Origin of the sequence: Rhodopirellula bahusiensis (assembly GCF_002727185.1) — a bacterium.
GTDB lineage: Bacteria > Planctomycetota > Planctomycetia > Pirellulales > Pirellulaceae > Rhodopirellula > Rhodopirellula bahusiensis.
This window is the reverse complement of record NZ_NIZW01000003.1, coordinates 39,644-51,353: the sequence shown is the minus strand read 5'-3', so window position 1 is coordinate 51,353 and position 11,710 is coordinate 39,644. Positions and strand designations below refer to the sequence as shown.

Annotated in this window: 8 protein-coding genes; 6 read left to right on the top strand and 2 right to left on the bottom strand. The window is 57.1% G+C overall.

Annotation, left to right across the window (positions count from 1 at the left end; genetic code table 11):
• The first annotated feature begins 187 nt into the window (after positions 1 to 187).
• The 5 genes from CEE69_RS05630 to CEE69_RS05610 all read left to right on the top strand — a co-directional run bounded on the left by CEE69_RS05630 (position 188) and on the right by CEE69_RS05610 (position 8,650).
• Positions 188 to 670, top strand: coding sequence for a hypothetical protein (locus CEE69_RS05630; protein WP_099259768.1), 483 nt, complete (start codon positions 188 to 190; stop codon positions 668 to 670).
• Positions 667 to 1,989 carry a glycosyltransferase family 4 protein gene (locus CEE69_RS05625; RefSeq protein WP_099259767.1) on the top strand — a complete coding sequence of 441 codons (1,323 nt, stop codon included), beginning with the start codon at positions 667 to 669 and terminating at the stop codon, positions 1,987 to 1,989. Before CEE69_RS05630 ends, CEE69_RS05625 begins: the two co-directional genes overlap by 4 nt.
• A 278-nt stretch (positions 1,990 to 2,267) precedes the next feature.
• The gene (locus tag CEE69_RS05620; RefSeq protein WP_099259766.1) at positions 2,268 to 3,194 is read left to right on the top strand and encodes an SMP-30/gluconolactonase/LRE family protein; all 927 of its coding nucleotides are present in this window, start codon (positions 2,268 to 2,270) and stop codon (positions 3,192 to 3,194) included.
• Between the two features lie 54 nt (positions 3,195 to 3,248).
• Positions 3,249 to 4,586 carry a metallophosphoesterase family protein gene (locus CEE69_RS05615; RefSeq protein WP_199169801.1) on the top strand — a complete coding sequence of 446 codons (1,338 nt, stop codon included), beginning with the start codon at positions 3,249 to 3,251 and terminating at the stop codon, positions 4,584 to 4,586.
• Positions 4,583 to 8,650, top strand: a complete 4,068-nt coding sequence (locus tag CEE69_RS05610) for an ATP-binding protein (RefSeq protein ID WP_099259765.1) — start codon at positions 4,583 to 4,585, stop codon at positions 8,648 to 8,650. Before CEE69_RS05615 ends, CEE69_RS05610 begins: the two co-directional genes overlap by 4 nt.
• A 157-nt stretch (positions 8,651 to 8,807) precedes the next feature.
• Here CEE69_RS05610 and CEE69_RS05605 read toward each other — a convergent pair whose 3' ends face one another.
• Together CEE69_RS05605 and CEE69_RS05600 are read right to left on the bottom strand one after the other, a co-directional pair.
• Positions 8,808 to 9,269, bottom strand: a complete 462-nt coding sequence (locus CEE69_RS05605; RefSeq protein ID WP_233214886.1) for a hypothetical protein — start codon at positions 9,267 to 9,269, stop codon at positions 8,808 to 8,810.
• Complete coding sequence (locus tag CEE69_RS05600) at positions 9,230 to 10,186, bottom strand: HD-GYP domain-containing protein (protein WP_099259764.1); 957 nt, start codon at positions 10,184 to 10,186, stop codon at positions 9,230 to 9,232. Before CEE69_RS05600 ends, CEE69_RS05605 begins: the two co-directional genes overlap by 40 nt.
• 278 nt (positions 10,187 to 10,464) lie before the next feature.
• Between CEE69_RS05600 and CEE69_RS05595 the strand changes: the two genes are divergently transcribed.
• Positions 10,465 to 11,661: a glycosyltransferase family protein gene (locus CEE69_RS05595; RefSeq protein WP_099259763.1), complete on the top strand. Its 1,197-nt coding sequence runs from the start codon at positions 10,465 to 10,467 to the stop codon at positions 11,659 to 11,661.
• The last annotated feature ends 49 nt before the right edge of the window (positions 11,662 to 11,710 follow it).

Below are 11,710 nucleotides of genomic sequence, written 5' to 3'. Positions count from 1 at the left end.
TTCCGAAAACAATTCCGGCTTGTCGGCTTGTGAATGCTGTGCCAGTTAGCAAAATGATCGACCCCGCGTCGACCCGATCCTCGATCGAATCCTTGAAACCCCCACGGTTCACCAAACCGTTGCGGACTGCGAGAATCCCCCAGTTTCTCACGCATTCATCCTCCACACCCGCATTTCCAATCTGTTCATGCCTGCCACCCTGACCGCCCCCGTTGCTGATTCTGTTGCTCCCGCGAATTTGGGAATCGATGCAACCGATCCGCTTCTCATGTCCGGCACCCTGTTGCCGGGCACCTCGGTGACCCAAGGCGTGGCACCAACTCCTGGTCACTCCACCTCGATCGCAATTCCCGCCACCAGCCCCACGTTGGCGGATGATGATGACGACGACTCCGATGACCAAGACGACAACACGGATGACGACAGCCCCGATATCGGCGATGACCTCGACGACATCGATGACGACGTGGATGAGTTCGATGACATCGACGAAGATGACTTCGACGACGATTTCGATGACGACTTCGAAGAAGAACTCGAAGACGACTACGAAATCGAAATTGATGACGAGATCAGTGCTGAGTTTGGTTTGAACACCGCCGGCGATGACAACGAAGAAGGATTGGACGACGACCTGGACGACTTCGAAGACTTTGAGTCAGTTGATTGAAAATTGTCTTCCTGACCGCCGGTGCCGCAGGGATGTACTGCGGCAGTTGCATGCACGACAACGCGATCGCCAAAGCGTTGTTGGCCGGTGGGGATGACGTTCTTCTTCAACCGGTGTACACACCGATCCGGACCGATGATTCCACCATCGCGTCCGACCGAGTTTTCTTTGGCGGCGTCCATGTCTATCTCTTGCAGCAAATGCCTTGGCTGCGTTGGTTGCCGCGGTGGACACGATCTTGGATGGACCGCCCGGGTCTGATCCGGATGTTGACTCGCAAAGCAGTCAAAACCGACCCGGCCAAACTCGGTGCTCTGACGTTGTCGATGCTTCGCGGCGAACACGGACGACAATTCGAAGAAGTCGGCCGGTTGGTCGATTGGTTGGAAACAGACATCCAGCCCGACGCGATCATTTTCAGCAACCTGTTGATCGGTGGTGCGATCCCAACGATTCGTCGACGCCTGCCCAACACTCGCTTGGTCGTCACGTTGCAAGGCGATGACATCTTCCTGGATCACTTGCCCAACGATGCTCGGTCAGAAGCGATCGTGCTGTGTTCGCAATTGTCCGAGCAAGTCGACGTGTTCGTGACGCACAGCGAGTTCTATCGCGACAAGATGGGAGCCATCCTCGGCATCCCGCACGAGCGATTTGATGTTCATCCACTGTCGATTGACATGGCTCCATTCGCGAATCTTGATTCCGCCGATTCATCGAACACGCAATCGACCGCGACTCCGAGCAAACCGGACGGCGAGTTCCGCATCGGATACTTGGCAAGGCTTGCACCGGAGAAAGGCTTGCATCACTTGGTCGATGCTTTCTTGAGAATCGGTGCCATGCCGGAACACGGCAACGTCACGCTGCACGCCGCCGGATGGCTGGGTGAACACAATGTCCCCTACCTCCACGAATTGCAGTCTCGCGTTGCAAAAGCGGGCCTGTCGGACCGATTTGTGGTCCACGACAGCCCCGATCAAGCGACCAAGATTGACTTGCTGCGGCAGATGGATGTGCTCAGCGTCCCGGCGCCGTACGAAGACCCCAAGGGGCTTTTTCTACTGGAAGCGATGGCATGCGGCATTCCCGTTGTGCAGCCTGACCACGGAGCGTTCTCGGAAGTGGTCCACTCCACGGGCGGAGGCATTTTGTTCCATCCGGAAGACACCGACGCTCTCGTTCATGAGTTGATCAGCCTAAAGAACGATCCCGAGCGACGAGCAAGGCTGGGCGAAATCGGCCGACAATCGGTTCGCCAGAGGCACCACATCGAAGCCGCCGCCGATCACATGCGCCGCACCTGCCGGCGCACCTGATTCGCAACAACCGCTCGCACAAAAAACCTGAAGCACGGTGGTCCCCCACCGTGAACACCTCCACAACCGAGTGCAAAAACATCCAGGCCGGACACAGTGCTCGTCTCGGTGGAGGACCACCGAGCTACAGGTTTTGGAATGCTCGACTCGGTGGGGGACCACCGAGCTACAAGTTATGGATTCGAAATGGCGCGATGGAACTCTGCTTCGCTTTCCCATCTTGGCTTGATCTACAATGGCGGCGTTCCCTCCCCATCTCGCCCCAAGAATGAGCCTCCATGAATTCGCGAATCATCCCTTTGCTCGTCTCGATGTTTGGCATCCTCTCCACCGCCCAAGCTCAAACGATCCAGCCCACCGGTCCGGTCCAACAAGTCCACACGGGATTCCAGTTCACCGAAGGGCCCGCCGCCACCGACGACGGCACGCTTTACTTCACCGACATACCCAACACCGCGATTCATCGCCTTTCCAAAGACGGCGAGCTGTCGCTGCTGACCGATCAATCCAACCACTCCAACGGATTGTGGCCTTTGTCGGACACCAAACTACTCGCGTGCGAAATGGATGGGGCTGTTGTCATGCACGACCTGTCCGGTGACTCTCCCAAACGAATCGTGCTGGCGGATTCATTCAACGGCAAACGTTTCAACGCCTGCAACGATCTGGTCGTCGACAACCATGGCGGTTTGTATTTCACCGACCCGCAATACCGAGCCCCTGAACCTTGGCCACAAACTGAACGCTGCGTTTACTACCTCGCGAATTTTGAGACCGATCCGAAGGTCACTCGCCTGACCGGTGACATCGAGGCACCCAACGGAATCGGATTGTCGCCCGATGGAAAGACGCTGTACGTGATCCCGTCGATGCAAGCCGAGATGTTGGCCTACGACGTTTTGGGGCCTGGCAAAATCGGTGAACCGCGAGTGCTCTGCACGGTCAAGCAAGTCGAAGGCGAAACCTCGCGTGGCGGCGACGGGATGGCCATCGACGTCGAAGGCAACCTCTACATCACGACCCATTTGGGCATCCAGATTTTTTCGCCCGAGGGTGAATCACGCGGCATCGTCGCGTTTCCCGAGATCCCCGCAAACGTGACCTTTGGCGGTCCGGAATTCAAAACGATGTACGCCACAGCGAGAAAGTCGCTGTATTCGGTCGAAATGCCGATCGCCGGATTCCGCGAGTTTCCCGCAAATTGATTTTGCAGGATCTTCGATGTTTCGCTACAGTTTCACGCGAGCGCAGGACCAGGATTGGTTTGCGCGGCCGAAAAACGCCGTTTCAAGGAGGAAACGATGCCCGGAGAATCTTTCCGATTCATTCATGCCAGCGACTTTCACCTGGAAACCCCGCTGGGTGACCTCGACCATCTGCCGCCTCAATTGCGGAATGCGATGGCGACCGCTCCTCGGGATGCTGCGGCGGCGGTCTTCGAAGCCGCTTTGGCCGAAAACATCGACTTTCTGGTCTTATCCGGCGACTTGATGCACCCCGTCGCGGCTGGGCCGCACGGCATGTCGTTGCTGCTGGATGGCTTTGAAAAGCTGCACGCCGCCGACACCGCGGTCTACTGGGCCGCCGGAATCGCAGACGATCCAAAACAATGGCCCGAAGCGGTCCCGTTGCCACCCAACGTGACGCTGTTCCCTCGAGACCGCGCCGTCGCGATCCCACATCAACGAGCCGGGCGAACGGTTTGCTCGGTAATCGGACGCAGCAGCGAAGGCCGGTCGACTTTGCACGTCGCCGGATTCCAAACCGAAACCACCGACGAATTCACCGTCGGGATCGGACACGGGATCGCCGACGCGAGTGCCCTGTCAGGTGCCCGCATGGACTACTGGGCTCTCGGCGGACCTCATAACCACACCGAAATCGAAGGCGGCGCCACCGCGGGTGCTCTCGCCCCGGGATCACCGCAAGGTCGCAACAGCGACGAATCGGGACCACACGGCTACGTCGTCGTCGACGTTGACGCGGAACACACCGCTCGCGTTCGCCGAGTCGAAACGGATCGATTTCGCTACCTGAACGTCGCGATCGATTCGGATGAAATTCGATCCGCCGGCAGCCTTCGCAACCTGCTCGGTCAAAAGATCGCCACCCTGACCAACGAACACGGCGGTCGACACCTGCTGATTTCTTGGGAAGTCACCTTGGACAACGCCGAAGTATTGCCATCGGTCGGCGATCCAACGGAACTGCTTCGCAACCTGCGTCGCGACCACGGCACAACCAATCCCGCGGCCTGGACGACTCGTTTGACCGTACGTCCGCCGCACAACTATCCCAAGTCCTGGCAAGACGAAGACACGATCCTTGGCGACTTCTTGCGAGCCAGCAAGAAATTCGCCGGTGCTCGCGTTCGCGGAACGGCAACCTCCAGCGACGATGCATCGACCTCGCCATCAAACGGCGATCGCTTGGATCTGATGCCATTCACGGAAGAACACTCGGACCTGTCCAGCACCGCGTCGTCTTTGTTGGGTGACGTGCCCGCCGACCAACGCGAAACGATCCTCGCCGAAGCCACTTTGATGGGCGTGGAATTGCTTCGCGGTGGCAAACCCTCTTGGGGACGGAAATCATGAAGATCAAAGACATCCAAATCGACGGTTTTGGCGTCTGGACCGGATTGTCGGTCGACTCCTTGCCCGAAGGCATGACGCTGTTCTACGGCCCCAACGAAGCCGGCAAAACGACGCTCATGCAGTTCTTGCGAGCGATGCTGTATGGCTTCACCGAAGAACGTCGCCAGAAATATTTGCCGCCCATTCACGGCGGGACTCCGGGTGGTGCGATTCGAGTCACTGGGCCCGGTGGCGGCTACGAAGTCCGGCGGCACAGCCAACTGACCGACACCGATGTGACCGGGCGTTTGACGGTCACCGGATCGGACGGCTTGGCCCAAGGCCAGCACCGACTCGGAATGTTGCTGGGACAAATCGACGAACCGATCTTCACCAACGTTTTCGCGATCGGCATTCGCGAATTGCAAGAGTTGTCGACGTTGGATGACACCTCCGCCGCGGATGAACTCTACAAACTCAGCAGCGGTTTGGACCGCGTTTCGCTGGTCGATGTGCTGCGCAGCCTCCGGTCCGGACGCAGCGAAGTCGTCGGCAAACGAGAAACGGAATCCGACGAAAACGAAGCTGCGATCGGCAAGCTCGCGTCGATGATGACGAAACGCGAAAAGTTGCGTGACGAGATCCAGCGACTGTCGGGCAGCACGCGCCGGTGGAGCGAATTGGCGACTCAGCGCCGCACGCAAAGTCAAGAAATCGAAACCCTTCGCGGCCGCATGATCGCCTGGGAACGCGAAGCTCGCTGCGTCGAGATCGCGACCAGCGTGTACGACAAGTGGCAAGAACGCGATCAAATCCGTGAAGAGATCGACGCCATCGAAGGCGAAGCCGCGTTGCCCGATGAAGCTCCTGGTCAGCTCGTCCAAATCGAAGCGATGCTGGAAGAGCGTCGCACCAAGATGGAAGAGATCAAAACCAAGCGTCGCGGTTTACGAGATAAGTCCGAACAACTTCCGATCAACAAACGTTTGTTCGATCTGCAAGGCCGCATTGAAGCCGCTTCGCAACAAGCGACCTGGATCGAAGCCCTCGAAGAACAGATCGATCGGCTCGAAAATCAAATCGAAAAGGCTCGCAACCAAGTCGATGCCGATGCGGATCGATTGGGCATCGAAGAAGACGAGCGAGTCCGCCTGGGCGATGGCGACGACGGCGATCTGCCTGACCTGTCTCGATCGACGCTGTCCGCTCTGTCGGCACCGGCCAAGCATGTCAAAGAGCAAATGTTCTTGCTCAAACAGGCTCGCGCCGAAGGCAAGACTCACAAGGTTCGCAAAGAGAAACTCCAAGATCAATTGCAGGAAGTTCTCCAGCGAGCACACGCGACGGATCTGCAACAAGCCATCCGCCGCGAAAACGACAACATCTCCACGTTGCGTCAGCGCATCCAGCTCGGCCAGCACCTCGAGAAATTGAAACGTCACCACAAAGATCTCGAACGCGAATCGGTGGAGTTGACCACCGACGAAGCCGTGCCGATCGATCGCTTGTGGTTGCTGTCGCTGCCGTTCATCGCCGGCGGCATGTTGCTGCTCTACGGCATGTTCAACGTCTTTCGAATTGAGACGTTTGTGGCGGAGCCCAATCCGACGCAGGGCATGTTGTGCATCATGTTTGGTGCGATGGCTTTGCTGGTCTACTACCTTTCTCGCGAAAAAGGCCAACGCAACACGGCGCGCGACCTGGATGATTGCGAACGCCAGATCGACTCGGTCAAACGTCAGCTTCGCGAAATCGAATCTGAACGAGAGGACTTGGACTCATCGCTGCCCGTCAGCAGCGAATCGCTCGAAGGCCGCCTGCGAGAATCGGAGTCCTTGCTGGTAGAGCTCGACGAAGCGATGCCGCTGCATCACGCTCATGAAGCAGCTTCGCAGTCCTACCAAGGTGCCTACAAGCGAGCTCAGAAAGCCGCCGAAGGCCTCAAGACCGCACGCAAAGAATGGACTGCAACACTCGATCGTCTGGGATTGTCGACAACGTTGTCACCCAAGAGCGTTCGTGTTCTCGGCGATGGCTACGAAGCACTGCAAACCAGCATGCGTCGTTTGACCGAACTGAAAGACGAACGCGGCCAACGTCAACGAGAACGCCAATCGCTCGCCAAGCGAATCGAGACGCTCTACCTCGAAGCAATCGACGCCTCGGACGATGCCTTGCAAGCTCTCGAAGGCAACGATGAATACGAAACGTCAGCCAAATCGAACGAATACGACAACGAGTATTCGGACGGCTACGAGTCGAATGAGTACGAAGACGTCGAAGAAGACGACTACAGCGAATCGTACGCTCGCTCGCAACGAAAGAACCAAAAGAAGAACCGAGGCGACAAACGCAATCGAAATCGTGACCGCCGGGACGACAATCGTTCCAGCGAATCAGAAAACAATCGCAGCAAACGTCCGGTGACGATGCGGTCCAATCCTTTGGATCAACTCAACCACCTGCACGAAGAGGTTGCTCGTCAGCAACATTGGGTCAAGCAACGTCGCCAGCTCAAAGAGCACGACGTGCAACTGAAGAAGCAACAACTCACTCATTCGCGAGCGATCGAGCGAGCCGAACAGCAACGTCGCGCGTTGTGGGCCAAGTGTGGTGTCGCGACTCCCGAACAGTTCTACGAAATCGTCGATCGCAAATCATTGCTGGTCGAACACAACGCCCAGTTCGAATCGATTGATCAACAAGTCCGTTCGATGATCGGCAACAGTGTCGAATACGACGATGTCGCTCGCGAAATCGAGGGTGCCAAATCGACCGATTTGGAACGTCGTTGGGATTCTCTGACAACCCGGATGACCGAGACCGAAGCTCGCATTGCCACACTGCAAACCGCGCAAGGCGAATTGGCTCAGTCGATGAAGCAACTCGGCGACGACGATCGATTGATGACCGCCCGGTTGGAACTGGGCTGCGTCGAACGACAACTCAATCAACTGTCCCGTCGCTGGCAAACGCTTTCAATGGCCAGTTGCTTGCTGGAAGACGTCTGCGGAACGGTCGAGAACGAGCGACAACCCGAAACGCTTCGCGAAGCCTCGTCATTCCTGAACCAGTTGACCGCTGGCAAGTACGTTCGCATTTGGACGCCGCTGGGATCGAACCAACTGAAGATTGACGACGCCGAGGGCAAAGCACTACCACTGGAAGTCCTCAGTCGTGGTACCGGAGAAGCCGTCTTCATCGCACTGCGTTTATCGCTCGCGGCAGCCTACGCTCGCCGTGGTGTGATGTTGCCATTGGTTCTCGACGATGTGCTGGTCAACTTCGACGGCTCACGTGCCGAACACGCGGCTCGCACGTTGAAAACGTTCGCAGAACTTGGACATCAAGTCATGATGTTCACCTGCCACGACCACATCGTTGACATCTTCCACGGGATCGGCGTCGAAGTGCGTCAGATGCCCGCCCAGGGAACTCCCGGTCGCGCTCACATTCTTTCGCCGCCAGTGGAAGAAGTTTACGAAGAGGAAGAGTACGTCTACGACGAAGAATACGTCGAAGAAGAACCCGAATTGGAAATCGAAGAACCGGTTGCGGAACCTGAGCCAGAACCCGTTCCTGAACCGCTCCCGATTGTCATCGAGGCACCCAAACCGGAACCCGTCGTGGTGGTTGCTCCGCCGATCGTCAAACCAGCTCCCAAGCCAATCGAACTGGTTGTGGAAGATCGCCGTCCGGTCAAACCAAAATCAAAGTTCCGCTACAAATTCCAAGACGTGGCCCGGCAACGCCGTCGCGTTCGTCGCCCAGAGTTTGTCATCGAACGACCGATTCGACGACCGGAACCCAAGGTCGATATTGTCGAGGAAGTCACCTCGCCCGACGCTATCGGATGGGCCTGGTTCCAACGCGAACCCGCCGACGGCCGTATCGATGCCGATGAAGCAAACGCGGAGGCCGCACGCAACCAATGGTTGGACGAAGAGGACCGCGAAATGCAAGCGGTTGTCAGCGAAGCGGAAGAAATCGGCCACCTGGTTCACGACGAGGCAACTCGATCGAAACCCGACGGGTCTTCCGACAGTTCATCGTCTTGGTGGACCGGCGAACGAACCAAGTCCTAGTTCGACTTTCGACCAACGGCACTTAAGTACGCCGGACTTCCAAGTCCGGCGGATGTCGTAGGCGACGCAGGCTCTGCGTCGCAAAATGAGTAACCAACGCAGGCTCTGCGTCGCGAAACATACAACCAACGCGGGCGCCGTGTCGGATCAAAACAACTCAGGCGTTTTCCACTTCGGCGAAACGACCGCCGACGACAAAGGCGTCCCGTGAAGGGCTGTTTCGATGCAGCAGCCTCATGCCAATCTCGAAGCATTTGGCTTGGTGCCGGTAAGCCCGAACCACTCGCAGTTGCAACCAAAACGTCGGCAGAATCAGCCGAACTTCTTCCTCCGGATACAACTCCACGGGAGAGAGAATCCCGCAGGCGTTTTTCGAAAAGTCCCGGGTGAATATTCCGACAGCGTGAAATGCCCGAGGGAAACTTGGCAGTGCTTTTTCAAAGTACATCAGCCCGCACGTGCGTACGATTCGACGTTGAGCCTGCCGCTGATCGCAGTAGTTCACCGGTGCCACACCGGACTCATGAAAGTAGTCGTCCCAAGCTTCCGGAAGATCGATCTTCCAGTTCGTGGCCCTGACTACTTCGGCATAGTGCTGTGGATAATCGAAATCCAGCATTCCACCATCTCCGGGTCGAGGGCTTTGCCGCTTTCGCGACGAATCAGGTTACACGCATCTTCGCGTGACATTGGTGTTCGGTAAGGTCGTTGGCTCGTCACGGCTTCGTAGATATCAACCACAGCGCACAGACGTCCCCAGGGGTGAATGTCGTCGCCAACCGTCCCAACGGGATAGCCACCGCCATCCATTCTTTCGTGGTGTTGATACACCATCATCAATTGACCAAACGTCAGGTCATCCCGTAGTGCCAGTTGCTTGAACCCATCACCGGGATGCTTCTTGATCAGTGCAAATTCGTCTTCGTCCAGCCGTCCAGGTTTGGTCAGAATCTGATCGGGGATCTCAAGCTTGCCCAGATCGTGAAGCAACCCGCCGGCAACAACCAATTCCACTTCGCGTTCGGTCATCCCCAACGCATTGGCCAACATGCCGGCATACAATGCCACGTTGGCACTGTGAGTGAAGGTCGCATAGTCATGATTCAAGACACGGAACAAATCGCCCGCCGCGAAGTCTTCTCGCGAAACCAAGCTCGCAGCGATTCCACCTAGTTCACTGGCGGCGTTGACCGTCTCATCTTCATTGTTGTTAGCAAAACTGCCTTGCAACACATCCAACACAACTTCGTTCAGTGCCGCGGATCGCTGGGAATTGGTGGCTGACTCATCGCCATTTCCCGCCGCCATATCACGCAGATATTCCTGGTAGCTGGATCGACCTTCCCGTTCGATGAACAGTTTGGTCACGCCGCGGGACTTCAGTTTGTTCAAGTCCTCCGGCTTCATCGGGTAGTTGGCTCCCCGATAAAGCTTCACCTCTTCCGTGGATCCGACACGGCAATACAGATCCGCACCAATCGCCGATGAAGGCGACAGCGTCGAAACACTGATTGCGATGAGATCCGAGGTGAGCATTGCTGACTAAGACACCACACGATTGAGGGGGCACTTCCCCATTTAGATACGGAGACATTCAAACGTACAGTGCATATCCAGACACGAATGAGTTCCCCCCCCATTCTTTCAGGTTTCCAAGATCCATAGACCTAAAAATCCGACCATTCGGCACCAGCAATCCACGCGGACTATGCATATTTTGCACTCGTTGCCGATTCGATGACATTCGATCAAACTGCTGAGTTCACGGCATTGGTGCCGGAGACACACGCCTCTCGACGACGGAAAAGGTTGGCATGCCAGACTTTTATCAACACGACATGATCACGACGATCCACGATCTTCGGTCGGCCAAATTGGACAACCTGGAGTCGATGCTTCGCGAATCAACCGAAAATCATGACATTGGACTCGTGTTGCCGGTCACCGCTTCGGACATGCGAGCCGAACCCTTCGACGTGATCGTCCGAGAACTGGCTCAAGCCGACTACATCGCGTCGATCGTCGTCAGTCTTGGCGTGGCCCCTGACCAAAGCGATTACGACGAAACATGTGCCAAAATTGCTCCTTTGGGCGACCGAGCCAAAGTTCTCTGGACTGATGGTCCCGAGGTCCAAGGCCTCTACAACGAGCTGATCGACTCGGGCATCGATGTCTCCGTGCCCGGGAAAGGCCGCAGCGTTTGGACCGCCTTTGGGTATCTGTTGGACGATCCGAACATTGAAACGTTCGTGCTGCATGACTGCGACATTGTCGACTACGACCGCCAACTGCTTTCGCGGTTGTGTTTGCCGATGGTTCACCCAGGGTTGGACTTTGAATTCTGCAAAGCCTACTACGCCCGCGTCACGGACCGTATGCACGGCCGCGTCGTTCGATTGCTGGTCGCGCCGCTGCTGCGAGCTCTGATGCAGTGCTTCCCCGACAATCAATTCGTCCGCTTCCTGGGCAACTTCCGCTACCCGCTCTCGGGCGAGTTCTCGCTGACACGCAACCTGGCCCGCACCAACCGAGTCGCCAGTGATTGGGGCTTGGAAGTCGGCACGCTCGCGGACGTTTACCGAAACACATCGCACAAACGGGTTTGCCAAGTCGACTTGGCTCGGCTCTACGAGCACAAACACCAAACTCTCGCGGTGGACCAACCCTCCAGCGGCCTGATCAAGATGGCACTCGACATCCTGACAACGATCTACCGAACGTTGGCCAGCCAAGGCATCGTGTTCGGAGAGTCCACCTTTGTCACGTTGCGAGCTTCGTTCTTGCGAATCGCTCAAGACTGCATTCGCCAGTACGCCGCCGACGCGCGAGTCAACTCGCTCAACTACGACCGGCACTCGGAAGAAATGGCCATCGAAGCGTTCGCTCAGTGCGTCACGCAGGCCGGTGAAATCTTCGCAGCAGATCCCAGCGGTAACCCTTCCATTCCAAACTGGACGCGAGTCCGAGCCGCCTTCCCCGATTTCACCTCGCGGCTACGCGACACCGTTTGAGCAGGCAAAAAGATTCGTCGGCATATCAGCCGCACGGCGTTGGCCGCGG

What these genes read in the sequence shown, in the direction of transcription:
- CEE69_RS05630 (WP_099259768.1), top strand. Translation starts at nt 188, where the DNA reads ATGCCTGCCACCCTGACCGCCCCCGTTGCTGATTCTGTTGCTCCCGCG.
- CEE69_RS05620 (WP_099259766.1), top strand. Translation starts at nt 2,268, where the DNA reads ATGAATTCGCGAATCATCCCTTTGCTCGTCTCGATGTTTGGCATCCTC.
- CEE69_RS05610 (WP_099259765.1), top strand. Translation starts at nt 4,583, where the DNA reads ATGAAGATCAAAGACATCCAAATCGACGGTTTTGGCGTCTGGACCGGA.
- CEE69_RS05605 (WP_233214886.1), bottom strand. Translation starts at nt 9,269, where the DNA reads ATGCTGGATTTCGATTATCCACAGCACTATGCCGAAGTAGTCAGGGCC.
- CEE69_RS05600 (WP_099259764.1), bottom strand. Translation starts at nt 10,186, where the DNA reads ATGCTCACCTCGGATCTCATCGCAATCAGTGTTTCGACGCTGTCGCCT.
- CEE69_RS05595 (WP_099259763.1), top strand. Translation starts at nt 10,465, where the DNA reads ATGCCAGACTTTTATCAACACGACATGATCACGACGATCCACGATCTT.